Source organism: Streptomyces sp. VNUA24, assembly GCF_029167005.1.
Lineage (GTDB): Bacteria > Actinomycetota > Actinomycetes > Streptomycetales > Streptomycetaceae > Streptomyces > Streptomyces scabiei.
Map to the genome: position 1 here is coordinate 2,277,349 of NZ_CP119143.1, position 14,994 is coordinate 2,292,342.

At 73.8% G+C, this 14,994-nt stretch carries 14 protein-coding genes; 9 read left to right on the forward strand and 5 right to left on the reverse strand.

Going from position 1 to position 14,994, the window contains the following annotated elements; all coding sequences use genetic code 11:
* Positions 1 to 52 precede the first annotated feature (52 nt).
* Positions 53 to 1,201 carry an ABC transporter substrate-binding protein gene (locus PYR72_RS09455; RefSeq protein ID WP_275454884.1) on the reverse strand — a complete coding sequence of 383 codons (1,149 nt, stop codon included), beginning with the start codon at positions 1,199 to 1,201 and terminating at the stop codon, positions 53 to 55.
* Between the two features lie 242 nt (positions 1,202 to 1,443).
* Here PYR72_RS09455 and PYR72_RS09460 point away from each other — a divergent pair, with 242 nt between their 5' ends.
* Complete coding sequence (locus PYR72_RS09460) at positions 1,444 to 2,235, forward strand: MBL fold metallo-hydrolase (protein WP_275454885.1); 792 nt, start codon at positions 1,444 to 1,446, stop codon at positions 2,233 to 2,235.
* Here the strand turns inward: PYR72_RS09460 and PYR72_RS09465 are convergent.
* A complete protein-coding gene (locus PYR72_RS09465; RefSeq protein ID WP_275454886.1) occupies positions 2,225 to 2,812 on the reverse strand; it encodes a flavoprotein in 588 nt (195 codons plus the stop codon). The genes PYR72_RS09460 and PYR72_RS09465 overlap by 11 nt on opposite strands.
* Before the next feature lie 23 nt (positions 2,813 to 2,835).
* Positions 2,836 to 3,864 carry a response regulator transcription factor gene (locus tag PYR72_RS09470; protein ID WP_275454887.1) on the reverse strand — a complete coding sequence of 343 codons (1,029 nt, stop codon included), beginning with the start codon at positions 3,862 to 3,864 and terminating at the stop codon, positions 2,836 to 2,838.
* A 309-nt stretch (positions 3,865 to 4,173) separates the two neighbouring features.
* On the opposite strand from PYR72_RS09470, the gene PYR72_RS09475 reads away from it, so the two are divergent.
* The 4 genes from PYR72_RS09475 to PYR72_RS09490 all read left to right on the forward strand — a co-directional run bounded on the left by PYR72_RS09475 (position 4,174) and on the right by PYR72_RS09490 (position 9,642).
* Positions 4,174 to 5,211, forward strand: coding sequence for a sugar ABC transporter substrate-binding protein (locus tag PYR72_RS09475; protein WP_275454888.1), 1,038 nt, complete (start codon positions 4,174 to 4,176; stop codon positions 5,209 to 5,211).
* Positions 5,212 to 5,220: 9 nt separating this feature from the next.
* The gene (locus PYR72_RS09480; protein ID WP_275454889.1) at positions 5,221 to 6,876 is read left to right on the forward strand and encodes a sugar ABC transporter ATP-binding protein; all 1,656 of its coding nucleotides are present in this window, start codon (positions 5,221 to 5,223) and stop codon (positions 6,874 to 6,876) included.
* Positions 6,873 to 7,865: an ABC transporter permease gene (locus PYR72_RS09485; RefSeq protein WP_037726773.1), complete on the forward strand. Its 993-nt coding sequence runs from the start codon at positions 6,873 to 6,875 to the stop codon at positions 7,863 to 7,865. Before PYR72_RS09480 ends, PYR72_RS09485 begins: the two co-directional genes overlap by 4 nt.
* Positions 7,866 to 7,944: 79 nt before the next feature.
* The gene (locus PYR72_RS09490; protein ID WP_275454890.1) at positions 7,945 to 9,642 is read left to right on the forward strand and encodes an amidohydrolase; all 1,698 of its coding nucleotides are present in this window, start codon (positions 7,945 to 7,947) and stop codon (positions 9,640 to 9,642) included.
* 54 nt (positions 9,643 to 9,696) lie between these two features.
* Here PYR72_RS09490 and PYR72_RS09495 read toward each other — a convergent pair whose 3' ends face one another.
* Positions 9,697 to 10,638: an LLM class flavin-dependent oxidoreductase gene (locus tag PYR72_RS09495; protein ID WP_275454891.1), complete on the reverse strand. Its 942-nt coding sequence runs from the start codon at positions 10,636 to 10,638 to the stop codon at positions 9,697 to 9,699.
* A gap of 84 nt (positions 10,639 to 10,722) precedes the next feature.
* Between PYR72_RS09495 and PYR72_RS09500 the strand changes: the two genes are divergently transcribed.
* The 3 genes from PYR72_RS09500 (at position 10,723) to PYR72_RS09510 (ending at position 12,748) form a co-directional block, all read left to right on the forward strand.
* Positions 10,723 to 11,295 (forward strand): MarR family transcriptional regulator, encoded by a 573-nt coding sequence (locus PYR72_RS09500; protein ID WP_275454892.1) that lies wholly within the window; start codon positions 10,723 to 10,725, stop codon positions 11,293 to 11,295.
* 252 nt (positions 11,296 to 11,547) lie between these two features.
* On the forward strand, positions 11,548 to 12,186 hold the full coding sequence (locus tag PYR72_RS09505) for a LysE family transporter (protein WP_275460372.1): 639 nt from the start codon (positions 11,548 to 11,550) through the stop codon (positions 12,184 to 12,186).
* 115 nt (positions 12,187 to 12,301) lie between these two features.
* On the forward strand, positions 12,302 to 12,748 hold the full coding sequence (locus PYR72_RS09510) for a nitroreductase family deazaflavin-dependent oxidoreductase (RefSeq protein ID WP_275454893.1): 447 nt from the start codon (positions 12,302 to 12,304) through the stop codon (positions 12,746 to 12,748).
* A 51-nt stretch (positions 12,749 to 12,799) separates the two neighbouring features.
* Here PYR72_RS09510 and PYR72_RS09515 read toward each other — a convergent pair whose 3' ends face one another.
* Positions 12,800 to 13,858 (reverse strand): cation diffusion facilitator family transporter, encoded by a 1,059-nt coding sequence (locus PYR72_RS09515; RefSeq protein WP_275454894.1) that lies wholly within the window; start codon positions 13,856 to 13,858, stop codon positions 12,800 to 12,802.
* 107 nt (positions 13,859 to 13,965) lie between these two features.
* Between PYR72_RS09515 and PYR72_RS09520 the strand changes: the two genes are divergently transcribed.
* Positions 13,966 to 14,982, forward strand: coding sequence for a glutathione S-transferase C-terminal domain-containing protein (locus PYR72_RS09520; protein ID WP_275454895.1), 1,017 nt, complete (start codon positions 13,966 to 13,968; stop codon positions 14,980 to 14,982).
* Positions 14,983 to 14,994: the final 12 nt, after the last annotated feature.

Sequence of the window (14,994 nt, forward strand, 5' to 3'; positions counted from 1 at the left end):
GGCGTGACACGTGTGACCGGGGTAAAGGAATGCGCCGTGCCCGGCGGGGAGTTCACCGTCCGGGGTGCAGCCCCAGGAAGCCCGGCGTCGGGTCGCCCTCGACCTCGCCGAAGTAGAGGGCGAAGGTCTGCTTCCAGCGCTCGACCGCGGCGCGGTCCTCCATGAACCGGGGGAAGCCGTCCAGGTGGGCGTCGCGGTAGGTCCAGACGGGCTTCAGACCGCCGGCGGGGGTGACGTCGGTGCGGACGGACCAGCCGTTGAAGGAGCCCTGCTGGCGCTCGGTGGACAGCGCCCAGTTGAGGTAGAGCTTGGCGGCGGTGGGGTGGGCGGCCTTGCGGAGGATCGCGGCGCGCTGGCCCCAGGCCATGAAGGGGTGTCCGTCGGCCACCGCGAAGCGGGTCGGGGCGGTCGGGGGCGCGGTCAGAGTGCCGGAGCCGCCGACGCCGACGGCCTTCCGCCCGGCGTTGACCGCGACACCGGGGGTGTGCGAACCGCGGTTGAACTGCGGCTGCTGGGCGGCGAACCGCGCGATCCAGTCCCAGCCGTACGCCTGCTGGTAGAGGGAGAACAGGTAGAGCACCGCGTCGTCGTCGTGCGGGTAGGAGGAGGCGATGGCGTTCTTCCAGCGCGGGTCGGTCAGTTCCTTGGGGGACCTGGGCGCGTTCCCGGCGACGGCGTCGACGCCGTACAGGTAGCTGAAGGCGATGACCTGGATGGCCGTCCAGGCGCCCTGGGGGTCGCGGAAGTCCTTGTACAGCTTGGAGAATCCGGCCGGCTTGTAGGGGAGCAGTCTGCCCTGGCTCTTCCAGCGGGTGAAGTCCTGCAGTGTCTGGAGCTGGACGAGGTCGGGGACCAGGGTGCCGGTCGCGAGCTGGTTGTCGACGCGGACGTCGTGGTACTTGCTGTAGTCCACGATCATCTTCAGGTCGATGTCCGGGAAGCGGGTGCGGAACGCCTGCGCGGTGAAGTCCTGCTGGGTGGCGGTGTCACCGCCCGCGTAGATCACGAGCCTGCCGCCCTCGGCGACCGCGTCGCGGTACAGCTCGTCGAGGGAGCGGGTCTCCTCGGCGCCCGCCGCCGGGGCACCGGAGCCGGCCGCCGACGCGGTGGCGGCCCGGGCGGTGCCGGTCGCGACGACGCCGCCGAGCGCGGCGCCCGCTCCGGTGGTGAGGACGCGTCGCCTGCTGAAACTGCCGGCCATGGGTGAGGTCCTTTCGGGGCTGGGCTCGTACGGCGCTGCCGCTGCGGCGGCACCGCAAGTCTGCGACCGGCGGCCCCGGCCCCGCGTCGTCCGGAAGCCGACGGCCTGTTCCATCGTTCGGTTGAAGGGGAGCCGGGGCGGAAAGGACGCTCTGCACCGGGCGGTCCCGCGCGTTCGACAGCCCCCGCTCTCCCCCGGGCGGCTCCTCGGCCGTCCCGGGCCCCTTCCGGAAGGGAACCCGTATGACAGGCGTCCGCGTCACGCACATCGGCGGTCCGACCGCCCTGATCGAGATCGGCGGGCTGCGGCTGCTCACCGACCCGACGTTCGACCCGCCGGGCCGCCGCTACGCCTTCGGCTGGGGCACGTCCTCCCACAAGACCGCCGGGCCCGCGCTGCCGGCCGCCGAACTGCCCCCGATCGACGCGGTGCTGCTCACCCACGACCACCACGGCGACAACCTCGACGACGCGGGGCGTGCCCTGCTGCCGGGCGCGCGGACCGTGCTCACCACCCCGTCCGGGGCCCGGCGGCTGGGCGGCAACGCGCGCGGGCTCGCTCCCTGGGACACCTGGCGGCTGTCCGCCCCCGACGGCACGACCGTCGAGGTGACCGCCACCCCCGCCCGGCACGGCCCGCCGCTGTCCCGTCCGATCGTCGGCGAGGTCACCGGCTTCGCGCTCGGCTGGCCGGGCCAGCGGCACGGGTCGCTGTGGATCTCCGGTGACACCGTGCTCTTCGACGGCGTCCGTGAGGTCGGCCGCCGGATGGCCGTGGGTACCGCGCTGCTCCATCTCGGCGGGGTCGGCTTCCCGTTGACCGGCCCGCTCCGCTACACGATGACCGCCGCCGAGGCCGTGGAGGTCTGCCGCCTGCTGAGTCCCCGTACCGTCGTGCCGGTGCACTACGAGGGGTGGGGTCACTTCCGGGAGGGCCGGGCGGCGGCCGAGCGGACGCTGGCCGGGGCCCCGGAGCAGGTGCGGGACGCCTTCCGCTGGCTGCCGCCGGGCACGGCGGCGGAACTCACGGTCTGAGGGGGGTCCCCCCGCCGTCCGCCTCCAGCAGGTCCAGAGCCCGTTCCCAGCGGAACTCCCCGCGCCCGCCGCCCTCGTCGCCCTCACCGGCGTACGGGTCGCCGAACCGGACACCCATGCCGCGCAGCCGTTCCAGGCTCGCGCGGTACGCCGGGTGCGCGGCGAGCGCGTCGGCCACGCAGGGCAGGACGGCGACGGGGACCCCGAGGCCGGACACCTCGCACAGGGTGCCGACCGCGAGGGTGTCGGCGAGGCCCGCGGCCCACTTGTTGACGGTGTTGAAGGTGGCGGGCGCGACCACGACGGCGTCCGGCGGTGGGAAGGGGCGCGCCTCGCCCGGCCGGCGCCAGGCGGAACGGATCGGGCGGCCGGTCTGTGCCTCGACCGCCGCCGTGTCGAAGAACCCGCCGAGGGCGACGGGCGTCGCGATGACGCCGACCTCCCAGCCCCGCTCCTGCGCGGCGGTGATCAGCCTGCCGACCTCCGCGGCGATGCCGGCCGCACAGACGACGACGTAGAGGAAGGGTCTTCCGTTCTGCCCGGAAGGGGCGGCGGCCGGGTTCGCGGTGGCAGTCACCCGTCGACCCTACTCACCCCGGATCACGCTCCGGGCGGACCCTCGACAAAACGTTCGACGTCCGCGGCGGTCGGCCGGAGCAGTCCGTCGCGTACGGCCAGGGCCGTGGCCTCGGCGCGAGAGGCAGCGCCGGTCTTGCGCAGCAGATGCTCGACGTGGGTGTGCACGGTGCGCGGGGACAGGAACAGCGCCTGGGCGATGGCCTGGTTGGTCATACCGGTGGCCGCCCGGGTGAGCACCTCCAGCTCGCGCGGGCTGAGCCCGTACGGCAACGGGGCCGGCGTCTCGTGCACGAGGACGGCCCGGCGAACGACGGCCGAACCGAGCGTGTGGCGGCGGACGGTGACCCGGTGCCAGTCGGCGCCGACGGGCCAGAGCAGACGCAGTCGGGCGCCGCCCGAGCCGGCGAAGGCGCGCACGAGACGGCGGAACTCGGTGTCCCGGAGGACCAGGGCGGGGTCCCGTCCCGGGAGTTCGAGGACGTCGTCGGCGACGGCCAGGCTCGCCCGGCCCCCGGACGGGAGGTCGGGGAGGTCGCCCGCGTGCGCGGTGGGGTCGGCGAGGACGCCGAGGGCGGGCAGCAGGGACGCGAGCAGCCGGCGGGTGTCGGTGTCGTAGGCGTCGGGGGTCGCGGTGGAGAGGGTGATCAGGCCGACGAGGCGGCCGTGGTGGTGCAGGGCGCCCGTCACCGCGTCGCGGACGCCCGCCGGGCGCATGCGTTCGGCGTAGAACCAGCCGTCGCGGTAGCGCTCGCCCGGGTCCTCGACGTCCTCGCTGATGGAGGGCGGGATCGCGCTGCGCAGGACGTTGGCGTACCAGGGGGTGGAGACGAACTCGGCGGCGAGGGCCGCGGACACGTCGGCGTCGTAGCCGACGCCGGCCACCTGGACGTGGGTGCCGGTGATCGGGTCGATCTCCAGGAGGGTGGCGGCGTCCAGGGGCAGGGCGCGGCCGAGTTCGTGGAGGGCCTCGGCGCAGGCGGAGGCGGTGTCGCGTTCACGGGTGAGCATGCCGATGCGGGCGGCCGCGGCGAGCTGGTGGTGGGTGAGCATGCGCGCCTCCCGGGGACGCCCCGAGACCGGTCAGGTCGTTTGGGCCCTAACGATAGAGCGGTCGCGATAGGTGGACAAGGCACACACCGGCCGGCCCCGGCCCGCACGGTCGCGCGCCCCGTCGGCCGCGCGCACCCGTCGCGACCCGCACCCCCTCCGCCCACCCGCACCCCCTCCGCCACCCGCACCTCGTCCGCCGCGCGCTCTCGGTATTTGTACGGATGGTGGGGCCGGGCGCAGGGGTCTTTCCTGTTCGGCACAGCACGTCGCCCGCCGCCGGCGGGCCCCGTCCCCCTGGAGATCCCCGCCATGAGCAGACGCCCCCTTTCCGTCACCCCGGCCTCGCGCAGGCAGTTCCTCGCCTGGTCCGCCGGAGCGCTCACCGCGACCGGGCTGGCCGCCACGGGCTGCAGCGCCCCGGAGAGCGGCTCCGGCTCGGCGAAGGCGGCGGGCGCGTCCCCCTCCACCCGCAAGCTCACCCAGATCGGCCTCGACTACCCCTTCACCCAGATCCCGCTCTACAGCACCCTCGTGAAGCTCTCGACGGCCGCCGCGAAGAAGCACGACATCAAGCTGCTGACGACGAGCGACGCGAGCAACCCCGACACCCAGGCCGCCAACCTCAACACCTGGGTCGCACGGAAGACGCAGGCCATCGTGTCGTTCCCGATGGTCTTCGAGGCCACCGAGGCGATCGCCAAGGCCGCCCTGGACGCCGGTCTCATCTGGGTGACGTACGGCGGGACGCTGGAGAACCAGAGCGCCGACATCCGGTTCAGCTTCCGCGAGAGCGGCACGCTGCTCGGTGAATCGGCCGCCAAATGGGCCGCCGAGGCGCTGAACGGGAAGGGGAAGGTCGCGTTCCTGGTCGACAACACGATCGACCTGGGCCGGGAGCGCACCAAGGGCATGATCGACGCGTTCACCAAGCTCGCGCCCGGGGTGGACGTGGTGGCGCAGGAGCAGGCCATCGACCCCGACACGGGCCTGTCGAAGTCCACCGCGCTGCTCGCCAAGCACCCGGATCTGAACATCGTCCTCGGTGTCACGGACGCGGCGGCGTACGGCGGGTTCAAGGCGCTGCAGCAGGCCGGGCGCAAGAAGGGCGACCGGAAGACGTTCGTCGGCGGCCAGGACGGGTCGGCGCCCTCCCTCCTCGCCATCAAGCAGGGCACGTTCTACCGGGCCTCCGCCGCGCTCGCCCCGCTGGACATCTCCAACGCCATCGTGGAGGTGCCGCTCGCGGTCGCCGCCGGAAAGGCGGACCCGAGCGTCGACGTGCCGGTCAGGCTGGTCCAGCGCGGCGACACGGCGGAGATCGACGCGCTGCTCGCCCAGAACGGCTAGGGCCGCACGATGGCCGACACGAACGGCAGCCCGGGGGCGGCGGATACGGCGAACCCGCCGAATCTGCGGATCAGCTCCCTCAGTAAGTCCTTCGGCGGGGTGCGGGCGCTGGACGCGGTGGACCTGACCGTGCCCGCCGGGCAGGTGCACGCCCTGCTCGGGCACAACGGCGCGGGCAAGTCCACGCTGATCAAGTGTCTCGGCGGGGCGTTCCCGCCGGACTCCGGGACGATCGAGGTGGGCGGTGTCCCCCACGCCCGGCTCAGTCCGCGCGAGTCGATCGCGGCCGGGGTGGCGATCATCTTCCAGACGCTGAGCGTCGTGGACTCGCTCACGGTCGCCGAGAACATCTTCCTCGGCCAGGAGTGGACCCGGTACGGCCGGATCGACCGCCGGGCCCAGGAGAAGGTGGCCGCCGAACTCCTCGACCGGGTCGCCGCGAGCTGCTCGCCGCGCGACCGGGTGGGGGAACTGCCCATGGGGCAGAAGCAGTTGGTCGAGATCGCCAAGGCCCTCAGCCGCAGCGCCTCGGTGCTGGTCCTGGACGAGCCGACGGCCGCCCTCTCCGGCACCGAGAGCGACGCCCTCGCCACCCGGGTGGAGGACCTGCGCACCCAGGGCCTCGCCATCGTCTACGTCACCCACCTCCTGGCGGAGGTCGAACGGCTGGCGGACGCGGTGACCGTGCTCCGCGACGGCCGGGTCGCCCACCACACGGCGACGGGGAATCAGCGCCGCCGCGACCTGGTGAGGGCGATCACGGGAGGGCGGGCGGCCGGTCCCGCGGCCGGCGCGGCCACGGCCGCGGGCGGGGATGCCGCCGCCGTGGTTCCGGGGCGGCGGGACCCTGCCCGGCCCGCCCGCCTCACCGTCCGCGCTCTGCGCGGCCCCGGCTTCGGACCCGTCGACCTGACCGTCGCCGAGGGCGAGATCGTGGGGCTGTACGGGCTCATCGGGTCGGGCCGTACGCGGGTCCTGGAGACCCTGTTCGGCAGGCGCCGGGCCTCCGGCGGGTCGGTCCGGGTCGGTGAGCGGGCCGTCTCGGCGTCCCGTCCCGCCGACGCGCTGGCCGCCGGCGTCGCGCTCGTGCCGGCCGACCGGCGGGCGCAGGGGCTGTTCGCGGGACTGAGCGCCCAGGACAACGTGCTGCTGCCGAGCGTGCGGACGCTCGCCCGGCGCGGGGTGCGGGCGCTCGGGGCCGAGCGGCGGGTGTTCGGCTCGCTCGCCGAGTCGGTCGGGCTGCGGCCCGCGCGGCCGGGGCTCCCGGCCTCGGCGTTCTCCGGCGGCAACCAGCAGAAGCTGCTGCTCGGCCGCTGGATCAACGAGGCGCGGGCCGTCGACGTCCTGCTCCTCGACGAGCCCACCCAGGGCGTCGACGTCGGCGCCCGACAGGAGATCTACGACGTCGTGTCCTCGCTCGCCGCCGAGCGCGGCACGGCCGTGCTGTTCGCCTCCAGCGACCCGGAGGAGGCGGCCGTGCTCGCCCACCGCTGTCTGGTGGTCGACCGGGGCCGGATCGTCGCCGAACTCTCCGGCGCCGGCCTCACCGAGGAGTCCCTGCTGGCCGCCGTCCACGACGCGGGACCGGCGGCCCAGGGTCCGGACCGCGGTCCGGACGGCGATCCCACCGCGTCCACCGCCCCCTCCCACGAAGGAGCAGCATGACCACCGTGACCGCCGCCGAGCGCGTCGTCCCCGGCCCGCGCGCGCTGGCCGCGCACGGCCTCGCGACCCTGCGGCGCCATCCCCTGATCGTCGTCCTCGCCCTGCTGGTGCTCGTGTTCCAGCTGTCCACCGGCAGCTTCCTCGACCCCGGCAACCTGCGCGGGATCGCCACCGACGCGGCCGCCCTCGCGATCGTCGCCGTCCCCCTCGCCCTGCTGGTCATCAGCGGTTATCTGGACCTGTCCGTCGGCTCGACGCTGGCGCTCGGCGCCCTCACGGCGGGCTGGCTCGCGGGCGAGCGGGCCCAGTCGCCCGTGGTCGCCGTCCTCGGGGCGCTGGCCGTCGGCGCCGCGGTCGGCGCGGTGAACGGGGTGCTCTGCTGCTACCTGGGGCTGTCGCCGTTCATCGTGACGCTGGGCATGCTGGCGGCCGTGCGGGGCCTGGCCCAGCAGCTCTTCCCGCTGCCGCTGAGCGGCTTCGGCGACGGGTTCGCGTGGCTGGGCGGGGCGCGGATCGCCGGGATCGCGGCGCCCGTGGTCGTCGCCGCCGCCGTCCTGGTCGCCGGGGCGCTGTTCCTCGCGTACACGCCGACCGGACGCCACGTGTTCGCCATCGGGGTCAACCGGGAGGCCGCCTACCTCTCCGGCATCGACGTCCGCCGTACGCCGTTCGCTCTGTTCGTCGTCACGGGGACGGCCGCCGCGCTGGCCGGGGCGATCAAGGCGTCCGTGCTGGACAGCGTGGTCGCGGGCACCTCGGGCACGGGCTTCGAACTGACCGTGCTCACGGCGGTGCTGCTGGGCGGGGTGGCGCTGAGCGGGGGCTCCGGTTCGGTTCTCGGGGTACTGCTCGGCGTGCTGTTCCTGGGATGCCTGCAGAACGGGCTGACACTGCTGAGCGTGCCGACCTTCTGGCAGCAGATGGCCCAGGGCGTGGCCCTGGTGGCGGGCGCGGCGCTCGCCTACTTCGGCCCACGGGCAACCCGGTGACCGTCCTCCCCCGCCCTCCCGGCCCGCACTCCCCCTCCCCCTCCTCGTATCCGTATCCAGACACCTCGGAGAGGTCCTCGTGAGCGACACTTCCCCCACTCTCGTCCTGACCGGCGGTCAGGTCATCACCGTCGACGCCGGTTTCACGGTCGCCGAGGGTGTGGCCGTGCGCGGCCGGGAGATCGTCGCGGTCGGCACGGACGCCGAGATGCGCGCGCTGGCCGGACCGGCGACGAGGATCGTCGAGCTGGCCGGGCGGACCGTGCTGCCGGGCATCAACGACTCGCATCTGCACGGCGCCGCGTACGCCCTGTCCAAGCCGCCGTTCGCCCTCGACGTCGGGCATCCGGCGGTCGGCTCGATCGCCGACATCGCGGCGGTGGTGGGCGCGGCGGCGCAGGGCGCCGCACCCGGTGAGTGGATCGTCGGCCTGGGCTGGGACCCCGGCTATCTCGCCGAGTGCCTCGCCGAGCCGGGCCGCCTCCCGCACCGCGCCGACCTGGACGCGGTGGCACCCGGCCACCCCGTCTGTCTGACCGACTTCTCGCAGCACATGGTGTGGGCCAACAGCGAGGCCCTGCGCCGCTGCGGGATCGACGCCGGCACCGAGGCACCCGACGGCGGGGTCGTCGACCGTGACGCCGACGGCTCGCCGACCGGCATCCTGCGCGAGGCCGCCGGGGTCCTGCTGCAGGCCGCCCTGTCCTCCCCCACCGTCGCCCGGCGCCGCCGGGCCGTCCAGGGTCTCGTCGCCGAACTCCACGCGCGCGGCATCACCAGCTACACCGAGCCGGGCCTCGGCCCCGGCGGCTCCGAGACCCTGTTCGGTGGGCTGAGCACCGACAACTGGACCGCGTACGCCGAACTGGCCGCGGCCGGCGCGCTGCACGCCCGGGTCAGCGTCCTGCTGCTGCCCGCGCCGATCGGCGGCTCCGCCGACGACGTCCGTAAGGGCCTCGCCGAGCTCCACCGCCCGGAGTCCGCGGACCCCCGGCTGCTGAACGCCATCGGCGTGAAGATCTTCGCCGACGGGGTGCCTCCGAACCGTACGGCCTGGATGAACGAGCCCTACCTCGACGGCGGCCACGGCTCCCTGTGCGTGCACGGGCGCACGCCCGATGTGCAGGTCGACGAGCTGTTCGACATGGTCCGGGTCGCCCACGAGGCCGGCTACCAGCTGGGCGTCCACGTCACCGGCGACCGGGCCATCGATCTGGTGGTGGACGCGTTCGTGGCGGCGCAGGAGGCCGTGCCGCGCGAGGACGCCCGGCACTACGTCATCCACGGCGACTTCATCGGCGCCGACAGCCTGGCCCGGCTGGCCGCGCACGGTTACGGCGTCAACATGAACCCGGCCATCAAGTGGACGATCTCCGACCTGATGGCCGAGGTCGTGGGTCCGGAGCGGTCGGCGTACCAGTGGCCCTCGCGCTCGGCCTTCGACGCGGGGCTCGCGGTGTGCGCCAGTTCGGACGCGCCGATCACCGAGCCCGACTGGCGGCAGGGCGTCGCCGCGATGCTGCTGCGCGAGTCCAAGGCCAGCGGCCGGGTCAGCGGGCCCGAGCAGTGCGTGGAACTCGCCGAGGCGCTGCGGGCGTACACGATCAACCCGGCGCGGCAGGACTTCGCCGAGGCGTGGAAGGGGTCCGTGGAGGTGGGCAAGGTGGCCGACCTGTGCGTCCTGGACCGGCCGCTGCTGGACCTCGATCCGCACGAGATCACTCAGGTGCGGGTGGACATGACGGTGTTCGACGGCGGGGTCGTCTTCGAGCGCTGAGCACGGCCCTGGGGCCGGTGCCGCGTGTCGCGGCACCGGCCCCACGCCGTGCCCTCAGCCCGTCAGGGCCTCCACCCGGCGCATGACCTCCTTGCAGAAGGCGCCCACGCCGTCGGGGTCGTCGATGAACTGGTTCGGCTTGACGCAGAAGGTCGTGAAGCCCTGCTCCAGCTGCTCCGGTATCGAGGCGAGGGCCGCGCCGAGGTCCGCCGGGGCGTGGTCGTCGGGGAAGACGGCCTGGGTGCCGCCGATCATCTCCAGGTCGGCGGCGTTCCGTCCGGCGGCGGACATCGCCTCGTCGAGCGCCTTCAGGTCGTCGGGGGTGGGCCGTCCGAGGGGGTGGAAGCCGTGGCCGTACCGGACGAGCCGGCGCAGTACGGGGCCGTGCAGACGCTGCCCGCCGAACCACAGCCGCGGGCCCTCGGGGCGGTACGCCTTGGGCTCGAAGTAGACGTCCCGGAAGGGGTAGTGCTCGCTGTCGTGGGAGATCGGGGAAGGTCCCCATGCCTTCGCCCAGACCTCCAGGTGTTCGTCGAGCAGCCGGCCGCGCCTGCCGAAGGGCACGCCCAGCGCGTCGTACTCGTCCTTGCTCCAGCTGACCGTGGGCTGCACCAGCAGCCGTCCCTCGCTGAGCAGGTCGAGGGTGCCCAGCTCGCGGGCCATCAGCAGGGGGTGGCGCAGCGGGGCGAGGACGGCCGCGGCGGCCAGGCGCAGGCGCTCGGTGACGGAGGCGATGGAGGCGAGCAGCAGCAGGGAGTTGGGCCAGGGGGTGTAGGGGTCCTGGTTGCCGGGGAGGGCGTAGTCGCGGGGGTTGCCCATGATGCCGTCGGCGGCGGCGTCGGGGCCGAGCACGATGTGTTCGCTGACCATGACGGAGTCGAACCCGGCGTCCTCGGCCTCACGGGCCCACCGTACGGCGGCGGGCAGGTCGGCCCGGCCGCCGGTCAGGGTCCAGTTCTCGCTGAGGACCAGCAGCATGCGGGGGGTGGTGCTCATGGCGGTTTCCCTCTCCTCCGTACAATTTGATGCCGAATGACCGGACCATCGACCTGTCCGCACCGACGATTCGAGGAGCCCCCCGTGCCCGGCCAGCGATCCATCACCGAAGCCGAGAAACTCGCCGCGGCGAAACTGGGGGACTTCCCCATCCGCCGCGACCAGATGGCGGCGGTGGCGAACATCTACCGGGCCGCGTCGGCGGTGCGGCAGCACCTGGAGAACTCGGTGCTGCGCGGCTCCGACCTGACGTGGACGGCGTTCGTGGTGCTGTGGGTGGTGTGGGTGTGGGGCGAGTCCGAGACCCGGCACGTGGCCGAGGAGGCGGGTATCTCCAAGGGCACGCTGACGGGGGTCGCCCGCACGCTGGAGTCTCGTGGGCTGGTGCGGCGGGCGGCGCATCCGACGGACGGGCGGCTCGTGCTGCTCGCCCTCACCGACCAGGGCGAGGAGCTGATGCGCCGGGTGTTCCCGGCCTTCAACGAGGAGGAGGCCTTCGTCACCGGGCAGCTCAGCGACACCGAGTGCAGGAGCCTCGCGGAGGGGCTGCGCAGTGTGGTGCTGCAGGTCGAGGAGCACGGTGAGGAGCGCCGCCGCACGCTGCTGAACGGCGCGGAGCCCGCGCCCCGGCGCAGCGGCCGGCGTCCGAAGGCGTGAGGCCCGCGCGGAGGGCGCGCCGGTGTGTCCACGCGTCCGCCCTCCCATATCGTTTGGATACAAACAAAGTAGGCAGGCGCGGAACCCCGGTCAAGGGCCGCCGGTAATTCGATTGCGGGCAGACCGCCCGCTCCCCCACGATCTGCGCATGTTCATCACCGATGCCTCCCTGCCCCTGACCCCGACCACCGCCTCGCCGGTGCGGGGCCAGCAGCAGTCCGGCCGACCGTGGGGACCGACACCGCCCCGGTCATGACGGCCGCGCTCGTCGCGGGGCTCCTCGCCGGCTATGGCATCGCCATCCCGGTCGGAGCGGTCGCGACCTATCTCGTCTCCCTCACCGCCCGTACGTCCCTGCGGACCGGAGCCTGCGCCGCGCTCGGCGTGGCGACGGCCGACGGACTGTACGCATTGCTCGCCGCCCTCGGCGGTACGGCCCTCGCGGCCGCCCTGCAGCCGGTGCTGGCACCCCTGCGCTGGGTCTCCGCCCTGGTGCTCCTGGCACTGGCGGTGCGCGGCGCGGTCACGGCGCTGCGTCAGTACCGCGCCGGACTGCTCGCCACCCGCACCCAGCGGGACCCGGTGAGCCCGGCCCGCGCCTACGCCGCCCTGCTGGGCATCACCCTCCTCAACCCCACCACGGTCGTCTACTTCGCCGCGCTCGTCCTCGGCAGCCGCGCCACCGACGCCGTCAGCCCCCTGGAGCAGGGGGTGTTCGTCCTGGCCGCGTTCCTCGCCTCCGCGAGCTGGCAACTGCTGCTCGCGGGCGGCGGAGCGCTGCTCGGCCGGGCCCTGACCGGACGCCGGGGGCGTCTGGTGACGGGCCTGCTGTCGAGTGCGGTGATCGCGGTGCTGGCCGTGCTCATGCTGGTGCCGTCCTCCGGTGGCTGAACGATCCGGAGGACGGCGGGTCCCGGGCCCCCGCGGCGGGCCGAGGATGAAACCGGCGGGGGCCCGTGTTGCACACGGGGAACGACCCCGATCACGACGACAAGGGACGGATGCCATGCCACTTGAGGGCGAGTACGAGCCCAGCCCGGCGCAGTGGGTGCGTGAGCAGGTCGAGCTGTACGAGAGCTCGGGCGGGACCCGGGGGACGACCCTGCGGGACACGGGCCTGCCGGTCATCGTGCTCACCACGCGCGGCGCGCGGAGCGGCAAGCTCCGCAAGACGCCGCTGATGCGGGTGGAGCACGAGGGACGGTACGCGGTCGTGGCCTCGCAGGGCGGCGCGCCCAAGCACCCGGTCTGGTACCACAACCTCAAGTCCGACCCGCTGGTGGAACTGCAGGACGGGCCCGCACGTCAGGAGCTGACCGCACGGGAGGTCACCGGGGACGAGAAGGCCGAGTGGTGGGAGCGCGCGGTCGCCGCGTATCCGCCGTACGCGGAGTACCAGGAGAAGACCGACCGGGAGATCCCCGTCTTCGTGCTGGAGCCGGCGGCGGGGTGACGGGCCGCCGGGCGACGAAAATACTGTCGAGCCCTCCGCATGACCGCTCGGTCACCGGGCACCCGGGTCTCGGGCCCCGCCGCGTTCCCCCGTCGCGGCGGGGCTCTCTCCCGCCCGCTCCCCCGGGCCCGTCTTCTCCGTCACGTCGAGGAAGATCTGGTCGGCCTCGGGGACGAGGCGCGCGATGGAGCCCTTGATACGGACGGCGACCAGTTCGACCTCCTCGCTGTCCAGGCCCGGGACCAGGTCGACGCGGGCGGCCACCAGCGTGGAGTCCAGGCCGAGTTGCATGGTGAGCAGGGCCACGACGCTGTCGATCTCGGGCTGCGCCGCCAGCAGGGCGCGGATCCTCCGGCCGGCCTCGTCGTCGGCGGCGACCCCGATGAGCTGTTCGCGGGCGTCCCGGCCCAGCCAGTAGGCGACGTACACCAGCAGCGCCCCGATCGCGAACGAGGCGGCGGCCTCCCAGACGACCTCGCCGGTCACCATGTGCAGGATCATCCCGGCGATCGCGAGGGTCACGCCGAGCACCGCCGTGCCGTCCTCGGCGACCACCGTGCGCAGCGCCGGGTCCCGGAGCCCGCCCACACCGCCCTGCCCGCGCACCTGGTGCAGGGCGCGCAGCAGCGAGGCGCCCTCGGCGAGCAGGGCCACACCGAGGACGGCGATGCCGGCCACATAGCCGTCGTAGGACTCCGCGCTCTCGGACGTCAGGGCGTGGAACGCCTGGTAGAAGGAGAAGCAGCCGCCCATCACGAAGATGCCGACGGCGGCCAGCAGCGACCAGAAGAAGCGCTCCTTGCCGTAGCCGAAGGGGTGCCGGCTGTCGGCGGGGCGGCGGCTGCGGCGCAGGGCGGCGAGGAGGAAGACCTCGTTCAGGCTGTCGGCGACCGAGTGGGCGGCCTCCGACAGCAGCGCCGGTGATCCGGCGAGCAGCCCGCCGGCGGTCTTGGCCGCCGCGATCACCAGGTTGGCCCCGAGGGCGACGAGGACGGTGATCCGCGTCCTGCGGTCCTCGCGCACCTTGCTCTCGCCGTGGCTCCCCGGCCCCCGGAGGGCCGCCCCGTCCCGGTCGTCCGTCGTCTCCGTGTCCGCTGCTGTCCGTGTCACGTCCGCCGCTTGCCCCGGCCCGTGGCACTCACACCGTGGGTGTCGCGGAATTCGGGGAACTCTCCTCAGGGCAGACGTATCCGCCACGGACCGGGAGGTCGGACGGCATGAGTGTCGGCGAGGGGAACGAGGCGTACGGGAGGGAACCGTTCAAGCGGTCCAAGAGCCACTTCACGGACCGTGTCACCGCCGACGGCCGGGACGGCCGGCCCGTGGAGGCGGGCCGCTACCGGCTGGTGGTCAGCCGGGCCTGCCCCTGGGCGAGCCGGGCGGTGATCTCCCGGCGGCTGCTGGGCCTGGAGGACGCGCTGTCGATGGCCGTGGCCGACCCGATCCAGGACGACCGCAGCTGGCGGTTCACGCTGGACCCGGACGGCCGCGACCCGGTCCTCGGCATCCGGTTCCTGAAGGAGGCGTACGACGCGCGGGAGAGCGGCTACCCGGGCGGGGTCAGCGTCCCCGCGCTCGTGGACGTGGAGAGCGGGGAGCTGGTCACCAACGACTACCAGCAGCTCACCCTCGACCTCGCCACCGAGTGGACGGCCCTGCACCGCGAGGGCGCGCCCGACCTGTACCCGCGGGCGCTGCGCGACGAGATCGACACCGTCATGGCCGAGGTGTACGAGGACGTCAACAACGGGGTGTACCGGGCGGGCTTCGCCACCGGGCAGAAGGAGTACGAGGAGGCGTGTGCCGGGGTGTTCCGGCGGCTGGAGGCGCTGTCCGACCGGCTGTCCCGGCAGCGCTACCTCGTCGGGGGGACGATCACGGAGGCGGACATCCGGCTCTTCACCACGCTGGTGCGTTTCGACCCCGTCTACCACGGTCACTTCAAGTGCAACCGCCGGAAGCTGACCGAGGACCGGGTGCTGTGGGCGTACGCCCGTGATCTCTTCCAGACCCCGGGGTTCGGCGACACCGTCGACTTCGACCACATCAAGCGGCACTACTACCAGGTGCACACGGGCATCAACCCGACCGCCGTGGTGCCGCTCGGCCCCGACCTGGCGGGCTGGCTCACGCCGCACGGCCGCGAGGACCTCGGGGGCAACCCGTTCGGCGACGGGACGGCCCCGGGACCGGTGCCCGCCGCCGAGGCCGTGGCCCCGCAGGGCCGTCCCTGACCGGCGGCCTCA